This is a genomic window from Sulfitobacter sp. S223, from assembly GCF_025143825.1.
Taxonomy (GTDB): domain Bacteria; phylum Pseudomonadota; class Alphaproteobacteria; order Rhodobacterales; family Rhodobacteraceae; genus Sulfitobacter.
Genome location: NZ_CP083560.1, coordinates 2,401,573 through 2,428,145 on the forward strand (window position 1 = coordinate 2,401,573; position 26,573 = coordinate 2,428,145).

Consider the following 26,573-nt stretch of genomic DNA (forward strand, 5'->3'; position numbering starts at 1 on the left):
TCGCCCAATGATTTGACGTTAATTTCGTATGCAACCGCAGCGAATGGCGGCAGTGAGCCCATGTAACCGAGCTTCTGCGACGCGACGAACGTCGGCTTTAAAATGTTACATCTTTTAGTTGAATGGCGTATGATCTACTTGGTATTACAACAAGTCATGTTCAGGAGTATTAAGTGTCGCGTTGGTCAGACGAATTTGAGAACCACCCAATCCACGAGCTATTGAGCCAAGCCGAAGTATATCTGGAAACAGAAGTAGAAGACACCGATGCGGCGTTTGAAGACGAACGGCGAAGACTAAAAAATGTAATGGACAATTTGCACCAGCTCGTCGCGGGACTGGACCATGAATTCTATCCTAAGCAATGGTTAGATCAGTTGCAGCAGCACTTTAACCAACACGTTTTAAATCAGTTAAGGGCCTACTCTGACAATCCTGACATTTCACAACTTCGCGCTGCCAATGACCAAGCAACGACACAAATACCCAAGATATACAATTTAGCAGCAATGTCCCGCCCGCTGGAATCTCAGGAAGTTATTGCAAACGCGCAACAAGCTTTGAGGTCTTTCATGTCTTCAATCGAAGCTACCGCCAATGAAACAGATGAGCGGTTCACCAAGCACGAAGCGGCATTGACGGCGGTGAGTGAAAAAGCTGAGGTACTTTCAAGGTCCTTTGACGTATTAGACAAGTCTACTAACGATAAATTGGCAGAGTGGCAGGACGACTTCGTCGAAAAGCAGACGGTGCGTGTGCAGGATCATTCCGATGCTCAAATCGAACGCGACAGGCAGTTTGCGGTCGCTTTGAAAGCGCAACAAGATGCTTTCGAACAGGAAAGAACAGGCATTGTAGAAATCCAAAATGCTCGTTTCAACGCGGCATTTGATGGATTCAGATTAGCACGCGAAAATGCAAGTAAAGACATTAAGGAAAAGCAGGCTGCGATTAGAACGCTTCACGACCTTGTAACAGACGAAACTGTTGCGGGCGGGTACCATAAGAGTGCCAAGGATGAAAAAGTCGAGGCTGACCGCTGGCGTAACAGATCACTGATTTGCCTTGGCCTCGCTGTCCTGTGGTTGGGAACCAAGTACGTGATTGGATTCGCTACGACGGAAGAAGGTGCGATCAACTGGCCCGACATTCTTACAGTTTCATCTCTAACAGCGATCTTGCTCTATGCAGCAGGCTACACGTCTCGTCAGTCCACCATGCATCGAAACAACGAAAAATCACTTCGTTCCTACGCCCTCGAAACGCAGGCTCTGGATCCGTTCATTGCGAGCCTAAAGATCGGCGAACAACAGGCTATCAAAGCTGAGTTAGTGCGGCGTATGTTCGGACAACAAAACGCGCGAAGTTCGGGCGAGGCGGTAAAGATGGACGAAGGGACGATCAAAACGCTAGTGGACAAGGTCTCGGACTCCGTAACAGAAGTTGTTGGCAAAGTTATCGACAAAGGTTGATACGACCACAGAATTGGCACGAATTCTGCCAAAGCCGACGTTCAAACGCGTTACTTTGACGTCGGCTTTGTCCGCATTGCGGTCATCTGACATCCTGAAATGCTGCGATCTCGACCAAGGTCCGCTAGGCGGGCTGCGACTGCAGCATCCGAAGGCCTCGCTCAAGGTCGGCTCTGGGCCGTGAGTACGCTGAAAGCCATAGTGCTTTGTCCAATATGGTACGATATGAGCCAACCACAGCTCATTCAAAGTGTGGGCTCAAATGTGGGTTTTCGAAACAAATACCTCACATACCTCATTGATTTAAAATCATAAAATTGTGTGGGCTGGCGGAGGCTCAGGGATTCGAACCCTGGGGACGCTCTCACGCCCGTCGGTTTTCAAGACCGGTGCAATCGACCACTCTGCCAAACCTCCGCAGTGCGGGCTTCCTAAATGCCTGGAAATGATTCTGCAATCGGGCAAAATTCACGCGGGGCAGCGGGGAAAATTGCCGATGCAGTCGGGCATCTCTTGTCGTGCAGGGCTTTGGCACGCTAGAGTGCCGCAAATGCCCCGCAAAGGGGTTTAGATGCGTGCCATTCAAACGGGCGCGCACGCAGGCAAGGACGAGAGATTATGGGCAGTCAATTCAAATCAGGTCTGGGCAAGGCGCTTCACGGCCGCCGCGTGTATGCTTTGGCAGGTACGCTTGTGGTTTCCGCTTTATTAACCGGCTGTGACGAACAAGGGAAATTCGCCCTGCCGACGACTAAAGGTGACAGCAATGTCGCATTGGCTGCGGCTGCCAGTGGCCCGACAATCGAACGTGATGTCGAAGCGCCTGAAATCTTTTCTGTCACAGACGAGGGCCTGTGGGATGGACGGCCCAGCCTTGGTGGCGTTTGGGTCGCACATCCGGATGTAGACGAACCAGAACGGGTCATTATCCGCAACCAGACCAATGGCAAATTTGTTGTCGGCGCTCTTTTCCGCCGTGAACGGGATATTCCCGGTCCAAGTTTGCAAATCTCATCAGATGCGGCAGCCTCTCTTGGTATCCTTGCAGGGGCACCGGAAAAGCTGAATGTCACCGCCCTGCGCAAGGTTCAGGAACAATCCGAAGAACCTGTTATTACAGAAGCCGATGCGATGGTTCAGGCCGCGCCTGATGTGACGTCAGCACCGCTTGATCCCGTAGCAGCAACCGCGGAAGCCGCGATTGCTGCGGCGGCGCCGACACCGCCCCCGGCCCCGGCCCCGGCGGCACCAGTTCAGGCATCCCGCCTGTCCAAGCCGTTTATCCAAATCGGTATTTTCAGCATTGAGGCAAATGCCGAACGTGCCGCCAAGCAGATGCGCGGCGCCGGACTTGCACCGACAGTCAAGCAAAGCGAAATCAACGGCAAAACCTTCTGGCGCGTTGTGGTGGGCCCTGCCGCAACAAATGCCGAGCAGGCCAAGATCCTTTCGACTATCAAATCCGAAGGCTTCACTGACGCCTACGCCGTTTCCAGCTGACACCAAGAGGTACCGATATGCGCGGACTGAAACATTCTTTGGCAGCACTGGCACTGATGCTCTCATCTGTCAGTGCCCATGCATTTGACACCCGCGCAACATCGGCATTTGTGCTCGATTTCAACAGCGGCACAGTTTTGATGACCAAAAACGCCGACCAGCCTTTGCCACCGGCCTCCATGTCGAAGCTGATGACGCTTTATATGGCATTCGAGGCGATCGATAACGGGATACTTGATCTTGACCAGGAATTGCCCGTGTCTCAGGCAGCGCAGGCATACGGTGGATCGACAATGTTCCTGAAGGCCGGTGAACGGGTACGGGTAGAAGATCTGATCCGGGGCATCATCGTGCTATCAGGCAATGATGCCTGTGTCGTGATTGCCGAAGCTTTGGCCGGCACAGAAAGCAAATTTGCCCGTCAGATGACCATGCGCGCCCAGCAGCTTGGCATGACGAATTCGACCTTCACAAACTCTAACGGCTGGCCCAAGGCGGGTCACCGGATGTCCATGCGCGATCTGGGGCTGATCGCAGGTAAGCTGATCAAAGATTATCCGCAATATTACCCGATGTTTGCACAAAAAGAATTTCTGTTTGACCCGTCTGAATCCGCCAACCGGTTCAACCGCAACCCGCTTTTGGGACTGGGCATCGGGGCCGATGGTCTTAAAACCGGCCACACAGAAGAGGCCGGCTATGGCCTTGTCGGGTCTGCCAAACAGGGGGATCGACGGATCATCTTTGTTTTGTCCGGACTGGAAAGCGCGCAAGCCCGCGCAGCTGAATCCGAGGCTGTGACGAACTGGGCCTTCCGGCGCTTTACCCAGACAGAGCTAGGCAAGGCCGGCACACAAATCGCTCAGGCCGAAGTAGCAATTGGCGCCGAGCCGTCTGTCGGGCTTGAACTGGCCGAGGACCTGTCGGTGCTCTTGCCCGTCAATCCGATTTCACCCCTGAAAACCGAAGTTGTTTACAACGGTCCCGTTAAAGCCCCTATCGCCAAGGGCGACCAGATCGGTGAATTGATCATCACGCCAGAAGGTCTGTCCGAAACGCGGATACCGCTGATTGCAGACCGTGACGTCATGCGCCACGGCTTTGTCGGCCGTGTGGTTGCAGCGGCCAGACATCTGGCTGCCCGTATCAATGCTGGCCCCGCCCCAGAGGCTTCGTGAGCAAGCAAGGGCTTTTCATCAGCTTCGAAGGCATTGACGGTTCCGGCAAATCCACGCAGGTGGCGCGGCTGGCCGAGCACCTGCGCGCGCAGGGCCACGAGGTTGTTCTTACGCGTGAACCAGGTGGGTCCAAGGGGGCCGAGGAAATCCGCGCGCTTGTTTTGCAGGGTGACCCTGACCGCTGGTCAGCCGAGACCGAGATACTGCTGTTTACAGCCGCACGCCGCGATCATCTGGAGCGCCTCATCCGCCCTGCCCTTTCAGCGGGCAAAATCGTGATCTGTGACCGCTTTGCCGACAGTACACGCATGTATCAAGGCCTTAGCCGTGGTGACTTGCGGGGTGTCGTAGACAGCCTTCACACCCTGATGATCGGGGTCGAGCCTGACTTGACCATCTTGATCGATATGGACCCTGTCGAAGGGCTCAAGCGCGCCAAGGGTAGACAGGGGACCGAGGAACGGTTCGAGGACTTTGGTACCAGCCTGCAAGAAGCCATGCGAACAGGGTTTCTGGCCCTGGCCGAAGAATTTAGCGGCCGGTTTCGGGTGATCGATGGTGGGCAAGACATTGACGCTGTCGCGGCAGACATTTGCGCCGCTACAGACGCGGTACTGGCAGCGCAAACCTGACGGCCTTTCCAAACGAACGGGCAGGAATTTCCAAAAATACAGGCCCTGCTCCGCTGATACGACCGCGCCCCATTTCCAACCCTGCCAATCCCCGTTAAACCGCTGACATGAGCGATGAAGCAGCCCCACAACCGGAACGCCTAGATGGTGCCCCCCACCCGCGCGACACTCCCCGCCTGATCGGACAGGAGGCGGCGCAAACCGCCTTTGTCGACGCCTTCAATACAGGCCGCTTGCATCACGCTTGGATGCTGACGGGTCCGCGTGGCGTGGGCAAAGCCACGCTTGCATGGCAGATCGCGCGTTTCTTGCTGGCAACCCCGGAACCCGACACCGGTGGCATGTTCGCACCTGACCCGCCGACAACGCTTGATATTCCTGTCGACCATCCTGTTTCACAGCGGGTGGCTTCTGGCGGCGAAGGCCGCATTCGCAATGTGACCCGAACCATCAACCCGACCACCAAAAAGATGAGGCAGGAAATCGTTGCGGATGACATCCGGGCCCTGAACGGTTTTTTCCAGATGTCCGCACCTGATGGCGGCTACCGCGTTGTTATCATTGATGATGCCGACTTGATGAATACCACCGCCGCCAACGCTCTATTAAAAATGCTGGAGGAACCGCCTGCCCGTGCGGTGCTGATCCTGATTTCTCACCAACCGTCGGGGCTGTTGCCTACGATCCGCTCGCGGTGTCGCACGCTGCCCCTACGCACGCTGGATGCCGCCGAGGTCGCCGAAGCGATGGCACAGGCGGGTGTGCAGGCGGCGAATGCAGATGCGCTTGCCGCTTTGTCCGGCGGATCAGTTGGCGGGGCGATGCGCCTGTCGCTGCTGGGCGGTGCGTCTATGTACGCAGAACTGGTCGGGCTTATGGATACACTGCCCCGCATGGACCGGGCGCGCGCGCTCAAACTGGCCGAGCTTGCCGCGTCGAAGGGCGGTGAGGCAAAGCGCGACCTGCTTTTCACCCTCATTGATCTGCTGTTAAGCCGCCTTGCCCGTACCGGGGCCACCGGTATCGCGCCACAGCCACCAGCCGCACAGGGCGAAGCCGACGTTCTCGCACGCCTGTCCCCGCATCCACATCAGGCCCGCGTCTGGGCCGATCTCGCCGCCGAGATCAGTGCCCGCGCGCGGCACGGAATTGCGGTCAACCTTGACCCTGCGGCGCTCGTTCTAGATACCTTTACAAAGATGGCAAAGGCTGCCCCCCGCTAACATATCCTGCCAACGCCACCGGAGCCCCATGACCGATACACCCCACATCACCGACAGCCATTGTCACCTCGACTTTCCCGAACTGATTGCGGAACTGCCCGACGTAATTGACCGCGCGGCACAGGCCGGCGTGGCGCGGATGGTCACCATCTGCACAAAGCTGAAAAACGAACCCGAAGTGCGCGCCATTGCAGAGGCCCATGCGCCTGTATTCTATGCTGCAGGCACCCACCCGATGAGTGTGGCGTCAGAGCCGATGGCAACGCTGGATCAGCTGCTGACCATAGCCAAACATCCCAAGATGGTAGGCATTGGCGAAACCGGCCTTGATTACCATTATACCGCCGAAAGCGCGCAGATGCAGCAAGACAGCCTGCGCATCCATATCGCTGCAGCACGAGAAACAGGTCTGCCGCTGATCATCCATAGCCGCGATGCCGACGAGGACATGGCGCGTATCCTGCGCGAAGAGCATGCGAACGGCGCTTATACATGCGTCATGCACTGTTTTTCCTCATCTGCGGAACTGGCTAGGGCAGCACTTGATCTGGAGTTCTACCTGAGCATGTCGGGCATCACTGCATTTCCAAAAAGCCAGGAGCTTCGCGATATTTTCGCCGCCGCCCCGCTTGACCGGATTGTGGTGGAAACGGACAGCCCCTACCTTGCGCCGCCGCCCCACCGCGGCAAACGCAATGAGCCCGCATTCACCGCTCATACCGCGCGCCGCGCGGCTGAGACATTCGGCATCAACTACGCCGATTTTGCCGCCCGGTCCGAGGCCAATTTTGAACGCCTATTCACAAAAGTTGCCGCATATGAGGCTCCCCAATGACGGATAAGATGCGCGTTACCATTCTTGGATGCGGGTCATCAGGCGGGGTGCCGCGCCTTGGCGGGCTTTGGGGGGCGTGTGATCCGGAGGAACCCCGTAACAGGCGCAGCCGCTGCTCGGCGTTGGTTGAGCGGATCAGCGATGCTGGCACGACTTCGGTCTTGATCGACACATCACCGGACATGCGCAGCCAGTTGCTGGACGCCGGAGTCGGACGGCTGGATGCGGTTTTGTACACCCATGCCCACGCGGATCATGTGCACGGCATGGATGATCTGCGGATGATCGTTATCAACATGCGCGCGCGCCTGCCTGTCTGGGCGGATCAACCAACCCATGATGCCCTGATGGACCGGTTTGGCTACGCTTTTGTCCAACCAAAGGGATCAATGTACCCACCAATTCTGGATATGAACCTGATGGAGGGCGATGTGGTGGTGAATGGCCCGGGTGGCGAGTTGCGCTTTGTCCCGTTTCTGGTGCCGCATGGCGGCATGGATGCCTTGGGCTTTCGCTTTAACGGCGTCGCGTATCTGCCGGATGTGGCCAGCATACCGGATCACATATGGCACCACGTTGAGGGGCTGCGCTGCTGGATCGTGGATGCCCTGCGCCGCGATCCGCATCCAACGCACAGCCATCTGGAACAGACACTTGAGTGGATCGAAAGGATGGAGCCGACACAGGCCGTTCTGACAAACATGCACAACGATCTCGACTACGCGACCCTGATGACCGAAACGCCAGATCACATCGAACCCGCCTATGACGGGATGCGATTGGAATTTGATCTTACCTGATCCACCGCCCCACTTTTCGTCTGCACGAAGCGGTGCAGGCAGACCTTATACCGCTGCCTGGAACCGCGATTATGCAAACCCTCTTAGACGTTATCCTGCCAGTTTTTCTGGTAATCGGATTTGGCTACTTCTCGGTGTGGAAAGGCTATTTTCCGGTGTCGGGTGTGGATGGTGTCCTGCGCTTCGCCCAAAGCTTTGCAGTGCCCTGCCTGCTGTTTCAGGCCATCGCGAACCTTGATTTAGGCGCCTCTTTTGACGCGGGGCTGTTGTTCAGCTTTTACATCGGGGCGGCAATCTGTTTTGCCCTTGGCACCTTTGGCGCGCGCCTGTTTTTCAAGCGTGACTGGGAGGATTGCGTCGCGATCGGCTTTTGCTGCCTGTTCTCCAACTCTGTTCTGCTGGGCCTGCCGATATCAGAACGCGCCTACGGGGCAGACAGTCTGACCGGCAACTACATGATCATCGCTATACACTCGCCCTTTTGCTACGGGCTGGGGATCACTGTGATGGAGTTCGTGCGCAACCGTGGGCAAAGCGGTCTTGCACTGACGCGTTCCATCGGGCGGGCGATGTTTCACAATCCGCTGGTCATCGGCATTCTGGCAGGTTTCGCAGTGAACCTGAGCGGCCTTGCTATACCATCGGTCGTGGATGATGCCCTGTCGCTTGTCGTGCGCGCGGCCCTGCCCGCCGCGCTATTCGCACTGGGGGGCGTATTGATCCAGTACAAGCCCGAGGGAGACATGAAGGCCATCGCCATGGTCTGCCTGATCGCGCTGGTGGTGCACCCTGCGATTGTGTGGCTGATGGGCTCTGCCCTATCGGTGCCGACTGATCTGTTCCGCGCAGGCGTTCTGACAGCGGCGATGGCACCGGGCTTCAACGCCTATATTTTCGCCAATATGTATGGCCGCAGCCGCCGGGTCGCTGCGTCATCGGTGCTGATCGCAACCGCATCGTCAATCTTTACCGTCTGGATTTGGCTGACCGTACTTGGCTAAATTATTCACTGCCAAGAGCAACCCGGACGTGGATTGACCGCACCACCCGGTGTGGAAAAACTATGAAATCTTGCTCGACAATAGACCTCAAAGACACGAACAAGGCTGCGCTCGTGCGGACCGTTTACGCCGACAGCTTCAAGGTCATCATCGCCTGCGAGAGAAAGATCGAAAGATTTCGCTCAACAACAGCTGTTTCCAGCTGCAAAACTTGAAATGGTCCGGGTGAAGGGCACTAACGCGCTGTTCACTGCTGTCCCAACTTGCAGCTTAAAATCTTCTTATCTTATATTTATCTGACACTTAGTGCCCCAGTGTGTTCACTACTGTCTCAACCTAAGCAATTGGCATTGGGGGGACCGGTAAGGGGACTGCATGGCGCGGGGATTAGATAAGCTAGCGGCAATAGCGATATAATCTGCTCCAACCGGAAAGTACGGTGACGACGGCAGTCTATGGCTTGTCAATTCCGACGAAAATAATGGAAAGCGGGTGCTTCGTTTTCATGTCCACGGGCGACGTCGTGAGATGGGGCTTGGCCCTTACCCCCGTGTGGTCCTGAAGGAAGCCCGTACCCTTGCCGAAAAATGGCGCAGGGTCGCCGCAGAGGGCAAAGATCCAATTAAGCAGCGCGAAGCAGATCGTCGCGCCTCTCAACGCAATCTTCATATCTTGCGTGATGTGGCATCCGATGCCTTCGAGAACCACAAGGCAAGCCTCAAGGGGGATGGCAAAGCTGGCCGGTGGATGTCACCATTGGAATTGCATGTACTGCCCAAACTGGGAGAGATGCCCATCTCCGAAATTGATCAGATCGACATACGCAATACTCTTCGCCCGATTTGGAAGACCAAACCCGACACAGCAGTAAAGGCTCTGGGTCGCCTCCACTTATGTTTCCGACATGCAGCCGCGCTGGGACTATCAGTGGACCTGCAAGCCGCCGAAAAGGCAAAGCTGCTGCTAGGTCAGCAAGACAAAAAGGTAAAAAACATCCCCGCTCTTTCATGCTAAGAAACCCCGGCCTTTTACCGGACACTTGATGAGGGCACGACCACCCAACTGGCATTGCGGCTGTTCATCCTAACCGCTGTCAGATCATCCCCCTTGCGCTTTGCTCGCATCGAACAATTCGACTGTGCAAAGGCGATCTGAACGATACCGACAGATATGATGAAAGGCAGACGCGACGATGGGTGCGTACATGTCACGAGCGAAAATGGAGGCACGGCCACATGGCTTCCGCTCATCCTTTCGAACTTGGGTAGAGGAGCAGACGGATACCCCACGAGTTGTTGCCGAAGAATGCTTAGCTCACTCTGTTGCAAGTAAAGTAGAGCGGGCTTACCGCCGCACTGACCTAATCGATAAGCGCCGCATTTTAATGGAACGTTGGAGCATATTTGTTTCGGGCTGTGAGACCAATAATGTTGTCAACTTGCCTACGAGCCAATCATGAACCCCGATGATTTCGTACCTGCTGCTCAAATCAGAGGCTGGATACGGTCTTTGTGCGAACAAAACCGACAAGAGCTGGTCCTGGTAAGTCAGAAAAACCGGATTGCTATGGCACAACGAACGCCAAATCTCTCTGTAGAATTGCTTGACCTGTCTGAGACAGATGATGACCGCAGGAGAGCGGAGCGGTTTTACATCGGGGCTTTTTGGCGATTTGCCTGTGACGCCATAGGTGCTCGGGGCGTCAAGACTGCTTTGCTAGTAAAATGGAGAGAAACTATAGTTGAAACGCCCGACTGGATTTTTGATCACAGTAAGCGGCAAGGCGACGACCCAGCGAACTACGCGCCACATCGATACTTTCAGCACATCGACCCGGAAGAAATGAAGGTAATTACTCCGACTGACCTTATCGATCCAAGCGCAAACGGAAGAGGCATCACCGAAAGCTACTTTAACGCAGTGCAGAGATATGATGAGAAAAAGAGACTTGCAGGTTCCCAATGGTTATGGCCCAAAAGTTCCCTTCCAACTATTGAGGCCCTTGCCTCGTATGTTCACCTACCAACTGACTTTGTACTTAAAAGGCCTATTCCGGGGCTTCTATGGAGCTCCGACACTGATCAAATTGAGCACCAAAAGCCGACAGAGATGAGCCATGACGTAAAGGCATTTTGCGAAGTACATGGTTATATTAACAAACCAGAAGGCTTTCCCTTCAAGGTTTTAAGCGCGAATTTTGTGACGTCATTTGCCAAACACAAAACAAAGAGCGACGATGCACTTCGCCAAGCATTTTATCGCTACTGGAAGACAAAAGCCGACTAGCATTCCGAACCACACTGCATCCACTACCTTCAATGTGTCAATCAGCGGCAAAGGAAAATGCTATGATAATACGGCCGTTGAGACGTTCTTCAAAACGATCAAAGCAGAGCTGATCTGGCGGCATCCTTGGGAGACATGGCGCAAGGCAGAGATCGCCATCTTCGAATACATCAATGGGTTCTATCACCTGTCTGACGTCAGCGCTGATGGGTCCAAATAGGGCGGTTTGCTAAGAGAGGGTTTGTTGCTCATCGTAGCCACTAAGGAGTGGGCGATGAGAAAGACAACGAAGACACCCGGCGAGAAGATCGTCAAAGACATCAAGCGCGCCACCACTGCCCGGCAGGGCATTGCGCAGCAATGTCCCGGGAGGGACGCAAGCAGCATTCCTCTGAAGAGAAGATCAGGATCGTGTTGGATGGCCTGCGCGGCGAGGATAGCATTGCTGAGCTTTGCCGTCGCGAAGGCATATCGCAGGGCATTTACTACAAGTGGTCCAAGGACTTCATGGAGGCCGGTAAGCGGCGCCTGGCGGGCGACACTGCACGTGCGGCGAACACCGATGAGGTGAAGGATCTACGCCGTGAAGCGCGTGATTTGAAAGAGGTCGTGGCGGAGCAAACGCTCGAACTGCGGCTTCTCAAAAAAAGCATGTTCGACGGTGGGGGCGACCCCGAATGAGATACCCTGCATCAGAGAAGTTAGAGATCATCCGCCTGGTCGAAGAAAGCCACCTGTCAGCGCGTCTAAGGCTGGCCAAACTGGGCATCCCCCGCACCACGTTCTATCGTTGGTACGATCGGTACCTGCAGCGCGGCGAGGCCGGGTTGCAGGATCAATCTCCTAAGCCAAAGCACGTCTGGAACCGCATCCCCGACGAAGTGCGTCGCAAGGTGGTCAAACTGGCGTTGAGGGAGACGGAGTTGTCACCGCGAGAGCTGGCGGTGACCTTCACTGACAAGGAAAGTTGCTTTGTATCAGAGGCTTCGACATATCGTATCTTGAAGGCGCACGACCTGATCACCAGCCCAGCTTTCATTGTGATCAAGGCCGCTAACGAATTCAAAGATAAAACCACAGCGATCAATCAGCTCTGGCAGACCGACTTTACCTACATCAAGGTTCTGGGATGGGGCTGGTTCTACCTCAGCACCGTCCTCGACGATTACAGCCGCTATATTGTCTCCTGGAAGCTCTGCACCAACATGCGGGCTGAAGACGTGACGGATACCCTGGACCTCGCCCTTCGGGCGTCTGGCTGTGACCAAGTTCACGTCGTTCACAAGCCACGTCTGCTCAGTGACAACGGATCCAGTTACGTCTCGGGCGATCTGGCAGAATGGCTGCAAGACAAAGGCATGAAGCACTCGCGTGGCGCGCCATATCATCCCCAAACACAGGGAAAGATCGAACGTTGGCACCAGACCTTAAAGAACCGCATCCTGCTGGAAAACTACTTCCTGCCGGGTGATCTCGAACGCCAAATCAAAGCCTTCGTCGATCACTACAATCACCAGCGCTACCACGAGAGCATCAGCAACGTCACACCCGCTGACGTCTACTTCGGGCGTGACAAAGCCATTCTAAAACAACGCCCCTCTCGGGATCATGCTGCGCATAACCCTGCCGGGCAGTGGAAAGGATCAAACGAAAGACGCTCGAAACGCGACGCTTGCATCACAGACAACGCGCCGCATAATCAAACAAACCAGATGAGCCAAACTCTCTCTTAGATTAGGCCGCCATTGGTTCCAAAAACTCTGACGACGGACACTATCACCCACGCCGACGCACTCGGCACCGGGTTGGAAAAGCCCGGTCGCTTTCGATCGGAAGGTGGCTTACACAGCCACTTGGGGCGGCACGATAGCGCGACAGGTCCACAGCTTCTTCAGCTTGCCGTTCTCGTCTTCCAAAGCCCTCAGCCGCTTCGCGTCGGACGGCTCCATGCCGCCAACATACGTCAGCGGTCTTCTCACCAGCTTCCTGTTCTTCGATCATCGCTATTATCTGTTCGTCCGTAAGTCGTGCCTTCATTTGTCCGTCCTTTTGTCAGGCCAACTCTAAATAAATTTGTGGGGGTTTTAGGAGCTCAGGCCACAGGGAAAGTCGGCAATGCGGACTGCTGCAGCATCGTGTTCGGGTACTGGAGGTCGGCTTTGGGCCGGAAGTTTCAGCTTCCTATAAATCGACACAAGGGGCGGATTGCGGACCTTTTGTTACGCTTTGCATAGAGGTCCGTTATGCGGGCGAAAGCTGCCGTTGCGCGACTAAAGACGAAGGTCGGCTTTCGGCATGCGCATCCAGATAACTCCTACGAGAAGTACCAATAAAACAGCTATTGTCGTGAGAGCGGATTTAGCAATTGTAGCTGTACTGGTGGCATATACCAGTGGAGCTAAAACGTCTGGCCAACACCAAATCATGGCTAAAATACCAAGGTTCTCAATATAATCGAATAGAGCACTGCCAACCGAAAAGACTATGCCAAAGCGGACAAGTTTTCCGTTTGGCATTCGTTCTGCAAACAAGCAGAGCGTGGCGATCAAAGTCAGTGCGAGCATCGCCGGATAAAGTATATCCAGAGGTAGCTGATGACTGAGATAATAATTACGCCCTTCCACACTTAACGCTTTAAGAAGCGTCGCGGCCTCTGTGGGGCCATAGCCAAAAGGGCGCATGTCGAAAGGGATGTGCCCTGAGACTGCTTCGATGTGGGCGAGTGTGACGTTGATCATCAGCAGATAAACTGACGCGCCTATCAATCCAGAGACAGCTGCGAGCATTCCGATATGCTTTGACTGAAATCTATTTGTCATTTTGTAATCTCCTTGAACTGTGCAACACATGCCCTCATGCGCAGCCACCCGCATTATCATTTGATAAGGCACACAAAGATGGATTTACGGACGTTTCTGACGCAATCACCTGACCTGTCAGATATTGCTTGCGCGGACGAATTTGCTTCGCATTGGAAACCAAAGCGCTTGAAAAAAGGGGCACACCTTGCTCGGCAAGAACAACCCGAAACAGATGAATTCATTCTTTTGGAAGGGTGCTTGGCCAGCAGTATTTGTGACAAGGACGGCAAAGAAGTTTGCGTCGGGTTTTACGTGGGCCCCTGTGTTGTTACACCAAACATCGCGCGAACGCGGGACGGTATGTCGCTCGTGTCGATCGCGGCCCCGACCGATGCCTCACTTGCAAGGATCGACGGCAATCTGCTTTCAAATATGATGATCTCATCTGAGCCCGTCCGAAATTGGGCGAATGGTGTTCTGCAGCAAGAGCTAAGCCGGAAGGTGGATCGAGAGTGGTGCCTCGCCGCTTTGGGAGGGGCTGAGCGGCTCATTTGGTTTCGCCAAGCATTCCCGGGCTACGAAGACATCTTCACCCATGCTTTGATTGCATCCTTCTTAGGGATCACTCCGGTCACCATGAGCCGGTTGCGTGCGATTAACAGCTAGGAAGCGGACCCTCGCTGCGCTTTGCAGAGAGGTCCGCTATGCGGACGAAGTGAGCTTTCGCTGCCGCTGCACCAATGACTGCTTTCCGCTCAAGGTGGACCTCCGGTGATGGTGCGCGATGCTGCAACGCGGTCCGCCATGCCCAATCTTCGCTGTAAGCGGAAAAGACCAGAATCGATCCAGCAGCATCGATACGAATGCTGGGAACCTCGGGCATATCCCTACTGCCAAGCTGGTATTCTAATGGCGACCCTCAAAGCTAGGAAGAAAACAATCTTAGGCAGCATTAAGGATCATGTTTGAGCGGGCGCGGTGACAAACTTCTTGCCAGCACGGTCTAAAACCGACTACATGCACGCAGATCGACGTCGGGAGAACCAGATCAACTGGTGCCGAAGGAGCAACCGCCCCGGAAACTCTCAGGCAACCGGACCGACGCCGATACCAAGACTCTGGAGAGAGGCACGTTAATTTGTGTCCGCCGAAGGGATAGCAATCTCAGGCACATGGACAGAGGGGGCATCACGCGTGAAAGCTTAAGCTTTTGCGTCAAAGTGGTGCCGCAGGATGTTTCATTGTCTGAACGGCCCGTCATAGATAGAGGCCATTTGATGTCTGACCTTTTTCATACGCCGTTGCATGACCTGCACCTCGCACTCGGCGCCAAAATGGTGCCTTTTGCGGGCTACGCCATGCCTGTTCAATACCCGATGGGCGTCATGCAGGAACACCTGCAAACCCGCAGCAAAGCAGGGCTTTTTGACGTCAGTCACATGGGGCAAGTGATCATCACTGGCGCAGATTACCAGGCAGTGGCAACCGCGTTGGAGAGTTTGATACCAATTGATATCCTTGGGCTTGATCAAGATCGTCAGCGCTACGGTTTCTTCACCAATGACGCCGGCGGAATTTTAGATGATTTGATGCTGGCAAATCGTGGTGACCATATTTTTATGGTCGTGAACGCAGGCTGCAAGGCCGATGACATTGCCCATATGAAAGCCAACCTAAACGGTGTCTCAGTCACCGAAATCACCGATCGCGCACTGCTCGCGCTGCAAGGACCCGCTGCCGAAGCGGTCCTGTCTGCGCTGAATCCAAAAGCCTCAAGCATGCGGTTCATGGATGTGGCTACCCTGTCGCTTGCGGGTGCCGAATGCTGGGTGTCGCGGTCAGGATATACGGGCGAAGACGGCTATGAAATATCAGTGCCCGCCGCGCAGGCAATTGCGCTGGCACAAGAGCTACTGGCCCACCCAGATGTCGCACCGATTGGTCTTGGCGCACGCGATAGCTTGCGTCTGGAAGGCGGGCTTTGTCTTTACGGACATGATATCGACGCTGAAACGACGCCGATCCAAGCCTCACTTAATTGGGCGATCCAAAAGGTGCGGCGCAATGGTGGCGACCGTATGGGAGGGTTCCCCGGCGCGGATGTTATCTTGGCTGAACTGAAGCATGGTGCTGCTACAAAACGGGTGGGCCTATTGCCCGAGGGGCGCGCGCCAATGCGTGAAGGTGTGCCGCTTTTTGCACAAGCTGATGACGAAACAGCAATTGGAAAGATCACATCAGGCGGCTTTGGACCCACAGTCGAAGCGCCCATTGCTATGGGCTATCTGCCCGCAGAGCATGCTATCGAGGGCGCCAAAGTCTATGGTGAACTTCGCGGCAAACGCTTGCCGCTGACCCTAACGTCGCTTCCTTTCACACCCGCTAATTTCAAACGATAAACTGACGGAGAACAGATATGAAATTCACTGAAGAGCACGAATGGCTACGCCCCGAAGGCGACATTGTCGTGGTGGGCATTACTGAACACGCAACAACCCAATTGGGCGATATCGTGTTCGTTGAACTGCCCGAAGTCGGCACCGTTGTCACCAAAGACGAAGAGGTCGTCGTAATCGAAAGCGTCAAAGCAGCCTCCGACATCACAGCCCCGATTGACGGCGAAATCGTCGAGGTGAACACCGCCCTTGCCGACAATCCCGGACTGGCAAATGAAGACGCGGTTGGTGCTGGCTGGTTCTTCAAAATCAAACCTTCTGATCCGTCACAGTTGGACAGCTTGATGGACGAAGCCGCCTATAACTCCCTGATCGCTTAATTTTCGGAGCCTGCCATGACCTTCACCCCCACCGACTATCTGCCCTATGACTTCGCCAACCGGCGCCACATCGGACCGTCGCCCGCCGAAATGTCGGAGATGCTGAAAGTTGTGGGGGCTGACGATCTGAATGCGCTCATCTCTGACACACTTCCCACCAAAATCCGGCAGGCCAAGCCGCTAGATTTTGGCAAACCGATGTCAGAGCGTGAGTTACTGCATCACATGAAGGTCACAGCGTCTAAGAACAAGGTCCTGACCTCGTTGATTGGGCAAGGCTATCATGGCACGGTCACGCCGCCTGCAATCCAGCGGAATATCTTCGAAAACCCCGCTTGGTACACGGCCTATACCCCCTACCAGCCTGAGATTTCGCAGGGTCGGCTTGAGGCGCTATTGAATTTCCAAACCATGGTTTCTGACCTGACCGGATTAGAGATTGCAAACGCCTCTTTGCTTGATGAGGCGACGGCATGTGCCGAGGCGATGACCATGGCGCAGCGGGTTGCCAAAACGAAGGTTAATGGGTTCTTCATCGACGAAAATTGCCATCCGCAAAACATCGCGGTGATGAAAACACGCGCCGCGCCGTTAGGTATAGAGATTACGGTGGGCAACCCAGATGATCTGGACGCAACTACCGTTTTCGGCGCGATCTTCCAGTATCCGGGGACCTTCGGACACCTGCGCGACTTCAGCCCAGAGATCGCCAAACTACATGACACCAAAGCCATCGGTATTATCGCCGCCGACCCTCTGTCGCTGACGTTGCTCAAAGAACCTGGTGCGATGGGCGCCGATATTGCTGTAGGCAGCACGCAACGGTTTGGTGTGCCTGTCGGCTACGGCGGTCCTCATGCCGCCTATATGGCAACCAAACAAAACTATGCCCGGTCGATGCCGGGTCGGCTTGTTGGTGTTTCCATCGACAGTCACGGCAATCGCGCCTACCGTCTGTCGCTGCAAACCCGCGAGCAACATATCCGCCGTGAAAAGGCGACGTCGAACGTCTGTACAGCACAGGCTTTATTGGCCGTTATGGCTGGTTTCTATGCCGTTTTTCATGGGCCTGAGGGCCTTAAGGCGATTGCCCAACGGATCCATCGCAAGACCGCACGACTGGCCGAGGGGATCAAAGGCGCGGGCTTTGACGTGCGTCCCGCCACGTTTTTTGACACGATCACCGTCGAGGTTGGCCCGCTGCAAGCTGCGGTTATGAAATCAGCGGTAGATGAAGGCATTAACCTGCGGGCCGTTGGCACCACCCAAGTGGGCATCACGCTGGACGAACGCACCCGCCCAGCTACGATCGAGGCCGTCTGGCGAGCCTTTGGTATCGACCGCGAAGACAAAGATTATACGCCGCATTATCACGTGCCGGAAAAACTGATCCGTACCACGGAGTACCTCACTCATCCGGTTTTCCACATGAACCGCGCCGAAACCGAAATGATGCGCTACATGCGCCGCTTGGCTGACCGCGACCTCGCCCTTGATCGCGCGATGATCCCGCTCGGGTCCTGCACGATGAAGCTCAATTCCGCTGCTGAGATGATGCCGGTTTCATGGGACGAATTCTCGCTTTTGCATCCCTACATTCCCCGCGATCAGGCGGCGGGTTATATGGAAATGATCGATGATTTGTCCGCCAAGCTCTGTGATGTGACAGGGTATGACGCAATCTCAATGCAGCCCAATTCCGGCGCGCAGGGTGAATACGCAGGCCTGTTATCAATTGCCAGCTATCACCGCGCGAACGGCCAAGGTCACCGCAATATCTGCCTAATCCCGATGTCCGCGCATGGGACAAACCCTGCCTCGGCTCAGATGGTGGGCTGGAAAGTTGTACCAATTATGTCAGCCGCCAATGGCGACATTGATTTGGATGACTTCCGCGCCAAAGTTAAGGAGCACGAGGACAACCTTGCAGGCTGCATGATCACCTATCCATCCACCCACGGCGTGTTTGAAGAAACCGTCAACGACGTCTGCAAGATCGTGCATGACCACGGCGGTCAGGTTTATATCGACGGGGCCAATATGAATGCCATGGTCGGACTGTCGCGCCCCGGCGATTTGGGCGGCGACGTGAGCCATTTGAACCTACATAAGACATTCTGCATCCCTCACGGTGGCGGCGGTCCCGGCATGGGGCCAATCGGCGTCAAATCCCACCTCATTCCGCATCTGCCCGGCGATCCGACATCCGGCGAAGGGGCGGTGTCTGCGGCGGCTTTTGGGTCACCATCATTGCTGCCGATTTCTTGGGCCTATTGCCTGATGATGGGCGGTGAGGGGTTAACGCAGGCGACGCGCGTTGCAATCTTGAACGCCAACTATATTGCCAAACGGCTCGAAGGGGCATTTGACGTCCTTTACAAGGGGCCCACAGGTAGGGTCGCGCATGAATGTATCATCGACACGCGGCCGTTTGCCACTAGCGCCCATGTCACCGTGGATGACATCGCCAAACGGCTGATCGACTGCGGCTTCCACGCCCCCACGATGAGTTGGCCCGTGGCAGGCACCTTGATGATCGAACCTACAGAATCCGAGACCAAGGCCGAACTTGACCGATTTTGCGATGCCATGCTCGCCATTCGAGCCGAAATCGCAGACATAGAAAACGGCGTTGTCGACCCAGAGAATAATCCGTTGAAGAATGCACCTCACACCATGGAGGACCTGGTAAAGGACTGGGATAGACCATATCCGCGGGAAACGGGATGCTTTCCTCCTGGCGCATTCAGGGTGGATAAATACTGGGCCCCAGTAAACCGCGTCGATAATGTTTGGGGCGACAGAAACCTGACGTGCAGCTGCCCTCCGATGGAACACTATTCTGATGCTGGTGATTAATACAAACTAGGAAAGACTCATCACTCGTAGCGAAGGTCCGCATTTCGTCCTTGGCAACCTTTTGCGCTACTTGCAGCATCAGATACTTCGGGCTCAGTGAAGACCTTCGCCGCAGCAACGGCGAAGGTCAATTCTGCGCAGGTAGCGTATTTACAAAGTTACGCGAACGGCCCATTGCGGCCATTGAGCATGCCTTGCCACTTCTGCGGTGCGGCCCGTACAAGCAGACATGCATTCTCCACACAGCATTTTGGTAGCTGAAACGTCGATCGGCAGGACGGAACTAGAACTTTTTAGTCAGGCTAAGTGAAAGCAATGTCCGCTCAAAATTGTTAATATCCAAATTGCTTTTATTATTTTCGTAACTCAAGCTTCCCAGAACACTCGTGCTGTTCATGTTAGGAAGTGTATATGAAACCGTGGCTGTTATCCTCTTTGAGACGTCATGTCGTGCTTGCGTGTAGGCCGCTTGGACGCCTTCAAACTCGGTATCTGTATAGGATGCCTTTAGGCTTGCTCTTATACCCTGTTCCCGAAAAACATGCTGGTACCCTACGTACATCCCGCGGACATCGTTGGAATAGACATCCAATCCAGAACTTTCACTCCCATATTGCAAACCAACAGCGATGCTACCATTCTCTTTTAGCTGAAGATTCACAGAAGGGTTGATGGTGAACGCGGTGAGATCTCGATCAGCGTTGCCGTTGAAACGCTTGCGGGAAATCGACGTGTCTACGTAAAACTGCAGATCATTTCGGGCGGCATACTGTAAACGCGGCGCGATGCCCCAGCTTTGAGAGTACCAGTTGTCCTGTTCGTTATAGCGCTGAATATTGTATGTAACCGGAACAGATAACCCGAGCTGATCACTCAGCCTGAAACTCGGCCCTGTGGAAACGGAAAGTGTCGTCGTGTCATAAGCATTGGCTTCAAAGTAGTTATTGAAGCTGAGGTGCGCGCCACTCCGCCAAGCCAAATTATTGTTGAGGATCTTTTGGTGGGAAAACCCAGCACGCGCAAAAACTGCGGTATCCTGAGTTTCTTGTGCACCTGATGACAAAGTGAAGGGCAAACCGTAAAGAAATACAGTGTCGCTATCTGGACCTGCATTAACGTTACTATCTGAAGTCAAACCTACAGTGACATACGCGCTCCAGTTTTTTTGTGGACCTTTTGGACCGGCATTTGGATTCGTGCGAGCTACATCGACCTGTGCAATGAAGCCATCGATATTCTGCCGAACCTGTTCTGGCGGGTTCATACCAAGGACTGCCACCAACTCCGCCCGAGACTTATCATATTTGCCTAAACGGAACAGAACTTCTGCAAGTTCGAGACGAATACGTCCTGCATTTGGTTCGCGTTGCAATGCCGAACCGAGATACCTTTCAGCTTTACCAAGCTGACCGGCTTGCTTAGCTGCGACCCCCAACAGAAAGAATTCCTGGGTAGACGCGGTCGCAGGATCATGTGCGGCTTGCAACAAACCGAAAGCTTTCGTCGGCTCCCCAGCGGCAAGTAGATCCTGAACAAGCTGCAACTCGGCTGGCGTGGCAGCCTGGGCGGAATGTACCTGTGCGGCCAGAGCAGCACACAGTGATACTATCGTGAAAGAGTACTTCATGCTCTAAAATTCCTTTAGTTCTGTGCTCGAAAGATGCCGTTGGCGCTTGATCCATTGACATGATCAATCTGCCAGCCTCCGCCGACCTCTTCAGCATTAGGTCCAGCGAAGCCACCAAATATCCCGCCACTACTCACATTACTGCCGGAGAGATCACCCTGAAAACCGCTGCTATCCGCGTCGCGCCGGATCGGCGCGTCGAAAGTTGAATTCGCCCAGCTAGCTCCGTTGTTGTCCTTTAGATTCATATTCCCAGTCACGTTGTCCTTAGCGAAGTCAGCCGTTAGGGAAATGTCGCCGCGCACCCGTCCAGCTGCCATGCCAGTACCCTCTCCAAACGCAGCTCCTGTGTAGGTCGCTGTACCGGTCTGCTGAAGATTGGTTGTAGGGTCATACACCAGCCAGTTCGCTCGGGAGTTTGCAACCAGTTCCCCGTCAACTTCAGCCACCGCACCGTTCATCTCAAAGTCCCACTGTCCCCAAGCCACATAGCTATACTCATTGCCTTTTGGGTCGGCATATTTACCTGATGCATCAACCGTCACATCTGTATTTTGGAAGGCGACAACACCTTTGTCCGAAACCGACGTCGCTGCGACAGTCCCCAAGACGTACTCGGCACCGCTAATTAAAGTCCCATCATATGCGCTAAAACCACGGTAATTTTCGTATTCAGGCTCATCGTTGAAACCAAAGCCCCCGTCGCCTGTACTCGTATTTCCTGAACCACCCTCGGCGACACCACCAGCGTCTGTGACCGTTGGTGTTACAAAATCACCAAAGGAGAGCCCTTCCCTTGCGCGAAACACTCCAACATATTGGCCCTGATCCGCAACAACCCAAGCATGGCCACCCACTTCTTGACCATTCGCACCGCCAAAGACGCCAATGACACCAGACATCCCGACTCTTCCATGGTTTCCGAAACCGGAACCACTATAGTCGTTAATAGGCTCATCAAATGTATTTACTTCAGTGGCCACGGCGCATCCATTGAGGCCAGCGCCACTGCACGAGCGGCCAAACTGGAATTGACCTCCAACGCTTTGCTCGGAAAAATCAGCAGTGATGTTAATCAAGCCCGTAGCTTCTTCTTCAACGCCTCCCTGACCAGCGTAACCACCTCTGATCTCGCCGCCGTACTGTGCAACACCGGACCTATTTTGAAGGGAGATAGAATTGGTGACATTATCAACGTCCACCCAAAGACCGGCATCAGAAAATAAACTCGGGGTTGCGCCGGTAGACACCCAGGTTCCCCAAGAAACATGGGAATAACCTTCGGCGGCAAAAGTAGTCGCAATGTTCACCTGAGTATCTTCACCGGAGTTGCCGCCGGGAAACGTAATTTTGCCCTCATAAATGTCGCTCACATCCTGCCAGAAGGTGCCGTGTCCTGTTTCACTTGCGGAGTAGCCCAATACAAAAGCACCGCTAAAACCATCTTCCTCGCTGCCCTCTCCAGGAACATAGTTTTCACCGACAGCCCAAACGCCTGCAGCGAACCCTCCGGGAAGCTTCAAAGCAAATGATCCCGCCGCCTCGGATGTATCAGAGCCATATAGGGTTCCGACAAAGTTACCGTCTGCCGAGCGTCCGTTGTCGAGAGAAGCTCTCGCATCAAAGCCAAGTGAGCGGGTAAGCCCAGTGCCTTTCTCCGCAATGGCGGCTTCCTTCAAGGATAATTCGGTGGTGTAATTCGCGGCTTCATTATCAACTTCGATGCGCCCCTCTCCGGTAAGAAGCTTTGTGCCAAAATCAATGTTCAGCTCAAGCTCCCCAAAGACACTTTCTGGGTACAACGTATAATCGGTCGCGGTCCCGGCTGCGTAGTAACCTAACACACCGCCATTGAAGGTGGCGGTCCCTGATCGCAGCGCAAACTCCTCAGGCGTAGAGGCCTGACCATATATCCACTGCGATTCATCACCGTGTTCATCGATCCCGTCGCCAAAGTATAGATGCGCAAACCCATCGAGAGACCGACTGCTTTCGCCTTCTAACTCAACGATTGCCCCCGGTATTCCTTGATCAAGAATAGTGTTGTCCTCAGCAACAAGGTCTACTTCCGCACGGCCAACCCCATTAATTGCCGGGATGGAAACGGCATGCCCGATCACATTCGACAGGGTGCTTTCCATAGGTTTGGTCGCGTTAAACGCAGGAATTTCGTAAGAATAGCCCGTCCAGTCCGTTAGCCCCTCAGCCACAAAGGTCGGTGGGGTGTAGTCGTCTTCGATGTTGTAGTCTGGCCCCGCCAAATTAGCCGCATTTGCTTCAAGTCGCGCGCCGACGTCGGCCAAAGTAACTTCGTAACGGGCTATCGCTGCTTGGGCTTGGCTAATACCTCGCGCAATGCGTTCTTGCTCGGATTGAAGCACGCCTTCATAAGCAACCAGATCTAGCAGCAGCTGTTGATCCGAAGCGATTAGTCCTGTTGTGCTCTGCTCCGTACGCAAAGCAGCAATACGATCACGAACCGGACCAGAAATCGCTTCCACCTTCGGCAACTCTTCAAACCGCAATATCGTCAGCCGATTGTCGCGTTCTTTATATCGAGCAGCAGCATCTTGCTGCGTCAATGAAAGGCTGTCGCGTTCAGCTTCAAGCTGGGAAATCCGCATTAAACGAAATTGCGCCAGACGTTCTGCCTCCAACCGCGCGGCTTCCAACCTCTCCTGCTTCAAACGCTCCGCTTCAACACGCTCAGTAGCCAGCATCTCGGCCTTTAAGCGTTCGGCAGCTGCAATTTCTTCAGCAGTAGGTTGATTTGGGGTATCTCCACCATCAGGGGCAGCTGCTTCGGCCACAGTAATCGATCGCTCAATTGTGAGATCGCTTCCCAAAAGTGCTGTGAACTCTTGCCCCACCCCTCCTTGGGCAGTTTCACTTTGGACCGGTGCAGCCTGAAGGCTTGGCAACTCGAACCCTCGGGATATGTCGATGGTGGAATTTCGATTAGCTGGAGAAGACAGAATAATCTCTGCCGTTTGAGAAAGTTCCGCAATATTTTCTGAAAACGCTGAACTTCCAACTTCAACTGTTTGGGTGATTTCTTTCAGGTCCGTAGAAAAATCAACGACCTCGGATCTAATTCCCCACTGATACTCAGAAACTTTCTGATTTACGTAATTAAAATACTCTTTCTTCTTAAACGGTGAAAACCATCCCAGACGCCGACTTGGAGGCTTTGTTTTAATATCATCAACCGTGTTATCAAAATCGCGCAGGACCTCAAATTCGCTCTCTCCAGCCAATAGAGAGTTTACGGCTCTTCCATGAGCGTCGGTCAATGCTTCTCGCAAGGCAGCACGATCTGCTACAATACCATCTTCGCTAGCCTCATTTGCCTGAAAGCCTGCGTTGACGGTATTTTCGACCGCGAGAACCGTTTGAGACAGAGCAAACTGGCCAAGATTACCTCCCGAAAGCAGAGCATTAGCTGTCGTTTTAATCATGTTTTCTTGAAGCGCTGCGGTAATTGCTACACCTGGTCCGTAACCTGAATTCTTGATCATCAAATCTGTCAGCTCTTCGGCAGCAGCAGAGCTAACGGCACTTGCAACAGCTCCTCCGACATATTTGGCTATGCTCATTGAGGTCGGCTTTTTCGCAACGTTTAGCAACTTTATCGTAGCACGGTCTTTTATACCTTTTATGACTGCTGAGCGACTGTTTCGAATAGCTATTTTGGCGCTCGCATCAATGTACGGCAGCTTCAGCAACCCATTCATGACAATATCAATAGCAGCAGTCACCGCCTCGCCTTGCGCCTGCTTCAAAACCGTAGATGATCCCCAAGAAGCGATATCCGTTGCCGCACCAGTGGCTACTTCTCCACTTGCGGCTGTTACCTGCAAGGAAACAAGAAAGGGTATGGCGAAGAAACTAAGGGTTTTCCGAGTCAAAATGTATTTTCCTTATCCAAATTTTGTCCATCTGCCATTCTCATGATCGCTAGTGATCGCTTCTACATAGTTAGACGCCGGTCGATGCTTATCTCCCCGATACGCTTTCAGGCGGCTCGTAAATGAAAATGATCCATCTCCCCTCAACCGATAGCGACCCTTCTCAAGGTAACTCCCAGGTTGGAGGAGACAGATTCCGTTATAAAATCAACTTTTTTGAAATTCCGATCCGGTAAGTAAATTTCAGCTTACCGGCATGAAAAGGCAGCTTGGTCGCTCAGGTTACAAGACTGCCCGCCTTGAACGATCACACCGTCGTACCATTGGCTACCTGACCAATAGATCCGAAAGCGCTCTCATCGCAGCAAGTAACTTTGTAAATGGTTTTACCAGATGCAGACTTGCCATTCTCGGCGATGCCGGAAACGCCCGCAGCCATGGCTGATCCACCAACTACTGCCAAGAAGAGCCCCAAGCCTGTGATCTTTTTCATTTGCATCTTTCCCATCTAGTAAACTTAACTTACGAAAAACTAAGTAACTTGTTTAGGGAAAGACCGACAACGGACTCGGGTCCGGTCAGCTGTAATAAATTTCAGGAATATGTATCACCGAACCTGATGCGCGTTTTTAATGTCCAGCTTCGCTTTTACAGAGCCCCAAATATCGAACGCACGTGATCGCTTGACGCCAATTTTTTCACCTGCTGCGGCAACGTTGTCGCCAGCTTGAACGCTTTCGAGTAGGTGGCGCTCTTGCTCTGTTAAAAGATTGAGTTCGTCGACTGACGCGTTAAACCCATTATCCATACGAAACGAAACCAGCCAGCAGCCTTCACGTTTACCGTTGTAGAGAGGGTCTGGGTCAAAAGTGGATACCGACACCGTAAGTACCTCAGATGATTGATCGAGGTCTCTTGACCCACGTTCAAGCCATGTAGCATCCCCAATGACACGAGCTGAACGTGGGACCGAAAGCCTTCTAGTGGTGCCATGAGTGACAATCTGTTTGATTTCAATCATCTTATCAAAAGCTGAGTTTGTTGTCTCAACTTCACCATTGGGACCAGTAATGCAGGCAGGAATTTCGAGCTTGGACATATGATCCAAGGCAGCTCGACCGGATTGCTTTGACCGAACCACCTGCTGGCTGGATTCCCATGCCTTTGCCAAAAAGCTCTGATGCTCCTTGGCATATTCAAGGGCTTTCAGACCCGTCGCGGTATCACCGCTTTCGATAAACAGATTACACGCTGTCCAGTATCCCGGCATTCTGTTCAGCTCGAACGCTACGGTGTCATTAATCCCAAAGTCTCTAAGCCATGAGAAAAACCTTTGGTCTGGCACCTCATCGGGATTGCAGATTTGCGACATAAGAAGAGGCCGCTGAGGATAATGGGAAATCTGCGCTTCCGCCCAAGGGTCAATGGTTCTGAGTTCCTGCAAATAATATACGACAGCCTCGATCGGGAACCCCTGGATCAGAGGTGAGTGAAAATCTCTTTCCAAGGCATCATCGTTTACAATCTGACAGGTTTTTCCGTCGCGAAGGGTAATCATGGCAGCTTTTGCGCCCGTTGCACTCATGATGTGTTGCAACACCCGTTCCCATTTCGCAGGGTTCTGAATGGCTTCTACCGCCTGTAATACTAATTTTTGGTCCATGGTCCCTCCAAA

Annotated in this window: 19 protein-coding genes, 1 tRNA gene, 3 pseudogenes and 1 riboswitch; of the genes and pseudogenes, 16 read left to right on the top strand and 7 right to left on the bottom strand. The window is 53.9% G+C overall.

Translation table 11 applies throughout. The annotated features are described in order from the left end of the window. The first annotated feature begins 173 nt into the window (after positions 1 to 173). Positions 174 to 1,472, top strand: coding sequence for a hypothetical protein (locus K3757_RS11470; RefSeq protein ID WP_259995663.1), 1,299 nt, complete (start codon positions 174 to 176; stop codon positions 1,470 to 1,472). Positions 1,473 to 1,799: 327 nt separating this feature from the next. Here K3757_RS11470 and K3757_RS11475 read toward each other — a convergent pair. After that, positions 1,800 to 1,889, bottom strand: a tRNA-Ser gene (locus tag K3757_RS11475). Positions 1,890 to 2,090: 201 nt separating this feature from the next. Between K3757_RS11475 and K3757_RS11480 the strand changes: the two genes are divergently transcribed. The 11 genes and pseudogenes from K3757_RS11480 to K3757_RS11530 all read left to right on the top strand — a co-directional run bounded on the left by K3757_RS11480 (position 2,091) and on the right by K3757_RS11530 (position 12,626). Continuing rightward, a complete protein-coding gene (locus K3757_RS11480) occupies positions 2,091 to 2,972 on the top strand; it encodes an SPOR domain-containing protein (RefSeq protein WP_259995665.1) in 882 nt (293 codons plus the stop codon). Between the two features lie 17 nt (positions 2,973 to 2,989). Further along, positions 2,990 to 4,150: a D-alanyl-D-alanine carboxypeptidase family protein gene (locus tag K3757_RS11485; RefSeq protein ID WP_259995667.1), complete on the top strand. Its 1,161-nt coding sequence runs from the start codon at positions 2,990 to 2,992 to the stop codon at positions 4,148 to 4,150. Further along, positions 4,147 to 4,782: a dTMP kinase gene (tmk, locus tag K3757_RS11490; protein ID WP_259995668.1), complete on the top strand. Its 636-nt coding sequence runs from the start codon at positions 4,147 to 4,149 to the stop codon at positions 4,780 to 4,782. Before K3757_RS11485 ends, tmk begins: the two co-directional genes overlap by 4 nt. A gap of 107 nt (positions 4,783 to 4,889) precedes the next feature. Then, the gene (locus K3757_RS11495) at positions 4,890 to 6,005 is read left to right on the top strand and encodes a DNA polymerase III subunit delta' (RefSeq protein ID WP_259995669.1); all 1,116 of its coding nucleotides are present in this window, start codon (positions 4,890 to 4,892) and stop codon (positions 6,003 to 6,005) included. Between the two features lie 28 nt (positions 6,006 to 6,033). Beyond that, positions 6,034 to 6,840, top strand: coding sequence for a TatD family hydrolase (locus K3757_RS11500; protein ID WP_259995670.1), 807 nt, complete (start codon positions 6,034 to 6,036; stop codon positions 6,838 to 6,840). Beyond that, a complete protein-coding gene (locus K3757_RS11505; RefSeq protein WP_259995671.1) occupies positions 6,837 to 7,640 on the top strand; it encodes an MBL fold metallo-hydrolase in 804 nt (267 codons plus the stop codon). The genes K3757_RS11500 and K3757_RS11505 overlap by 4 nt, the downstream gene beginning before the upstream one ends. Positions 7,641 to 7,711: 71 nt before the next feature. Beyond that, the gene (locus K3757_RS11510) at positions 7,712 to 8,641 is read left to right on the top strand and encodes an AEC family transporter (RefSeq protein ID WP_259995672.1); all 930 of its coding nucleotides are present in this window, start codon (positions 7,712 to 7,714) and stop codon (positions 8,639 to 8,641) included. 492 nt (positions 8,642 to 9,133) lie between these two features. Further along, complete coding sequence (locus tag K3757_RS19040) at positions 9,134 to 9,655, top strand: phage integrase central domain-containing protein (protein ID WP_311201729.1); 522 nt, start codon at positions 9,134 to 9,136, stop codon at positions 9,653 to 9,655. A gap of 441 nt (positions 9,656 to 10,096) precedes the next feature. Beyond that, positions 10,097 to 10,927 (top strand): hypothetical protein, encoded by an 831-nt coding sequence (locus K3757_RS11520; RefSeq protein WP_259995673.1) that lies wholly within the window; start codon positions 10,097 to 10,099, stop codon positions 10,925 to 10,927. 28 nt (positions 10,928 to 10,955) lie between these two features. Beyond that, a pseudogene (locus K3757_RS11525) lies at positions 10,956 to 11,114 on the top strand (IS3 family transposase); the annotation flags it as partial. A gap of 87 nt (positions 11,115 to 11,201) precedes the next feature. Continuing rightward, positions 11,202 to 12,626: pseudogene (locus K3757_RS11530) on the top strand (IS3 family transposase). A 184-nt stretch (positions 12,627 to 12,810) separates the two neighbouring features. Here K3757_RS11530 and K3757_RS11535 read toward each other — a convergent pair. Together K3757_RS11535 and K3757_RS11540 are read right to left on the bottom strand one after the other, a co-directional pair. Next, positions 12,811 to 12,964 (bottom strand): annotated as a pseudogene (locus tag K3757_RS11535) (IS3 family transposase); the annotation flags it as partial. 233 nt (positions 12,965 to 13,197) lie between these two features. Beyond that, entirely contained in the window at positions 13,198 to 13,746 is a 549-nt protein-coding gene (locus K3757_RS11540; protein ID WP_259995674.1) for a hypothetical protein, read from the bottom strand. A gap of 78 nt (positions 13,747 to 13,824) precedes the next feature. On the opposite strand from K3757_RS11540, the gene K3757_RS11545 reads away from it, so the two are divergent. The 4 genes from K3757_RS11545 (at position 13,825) to gcvP (ending at position 19,363) form a co-directional block, all read left to right on the top strand. After that, positions 13,825 to 14,394 carry a Crp/Fnr family transcriptional regulator gene (locus tag K3757_RS11545; protein ID WP_259995676.1) on the top strand — a complete coding sequence of 190 codons (570 nt, stop codon included), beginning with the start codon at positions 13,825 to 13,827 and terminating at the stop codon, positions 14,392 to 14,394. Positions 14,395 to 14,753: 359 nt separating this feature from the next. Continuing rightward, positions 14,754 to 14,839, top strand: a riboswitch (glycine riboswitch). 166 nt (positions 14,840 to 15,005) lie between these two features. Beyond that, a complete protein-coding gene (gcvT, locus tag K3757_RS11550) occupies positions 15,006 to 16,127 on the top strand; it encodes a glycine cleavage system aminomethyltransferase GcvT (protein WP_259995678.1) in 1,122 nt (373 codons plus the stop codon). Positions 16,128 to 16,144: 17 nt separating this feature from the next. After that, positions 16,145 to 16,504 (top strand): glycine cleavage system protein GcvH, encoded by a 360-nt coding sequence (gene gcvH / locus K3757_RS11555; RefSeq protein ID WP_259995680.1) that lies wholly within the window; start codon positions 16,145 to 16,147, stop codon positions 16,502 to 16,504. A 15-nt stretch (positions 16,505 to 16,519) separates the two neighbouring features. Then, on the top strand, positions 16,520 to 19,363 hold the full coding sequence (gene gcvP, locus K3757_RS11560) for an aminomethyl-transferring glycine dehydrogenase (RefSeq protein ID WP_259995681.1): 2,844 nt from the start codon (positions 16,520 to 16,522) through the stop codon (positions 19,361 to 19,363). Positions 19,364 to 19,646: 283 nt separating this feature from the next. Here the strand turns inward: gcvP and K3757_RS11565 are convergent, their stop codons facing one another. The 4 genes from K3757_RS11565 to K3757_RS11580 all read right to left on the bottom strand — a co-directional run bounded on the left by K3757_RS11565 (position 19,647) and on the right by K3757_RS11580 (position 26,561). Continuing rightward, a complete protein-coding gene (locus K3757_RS11565) occupies positions 19,647 to 20,990 on the bottom strand; it encodes a surface lipoprotein assembly modifier (protein WP_259995682.1) in 1,344 nt (447 codons plus the stop codon). A 14-nt stretch (positions 20,991 to 21,004) separates the two neighbouring features. Further along, on the bottom strand, positions 21,005 to 24,898 hold the full coding sequence (locus K3757_RS11570; RefSeq protein WP_259995683.1) for a factor H binding protein domain-containing protein: 3,894 nt from the start codon (positions 24,896 to 24,898) through the stop codon (positions 21,005 to 21,007). A 307-nt stretch (positions 24,899 to 25,205) separates the two neighbouring features. Then, positions 25,206 to 25,391 carry a hypothetical protein gene (locus K3757_RS11575; RefSeq protein WP_259995684.1) on the bottom strand — a complete coding sequence of 62 codons (186 nt, stop codon included), beginning with the start codon at positions 25,389 to 25,391 and terminating at the stop codon, positions 25,206 to 25,208. Between the two features lie 114 nt (positions 25,392 to 25,505). Then, a complete protein-coding gene (locus tag K3757_RS11580) occupies positions 25,506 to 26,561 on the bottom strand; it encodes a hypothetical protein (RefSeq protein WP_259995685.1) in 1,056 nt (351 codons plus the stop codon). Between the last annotated feature and the right edge of the window lie 12 nt (positions 26,562 to 26,573).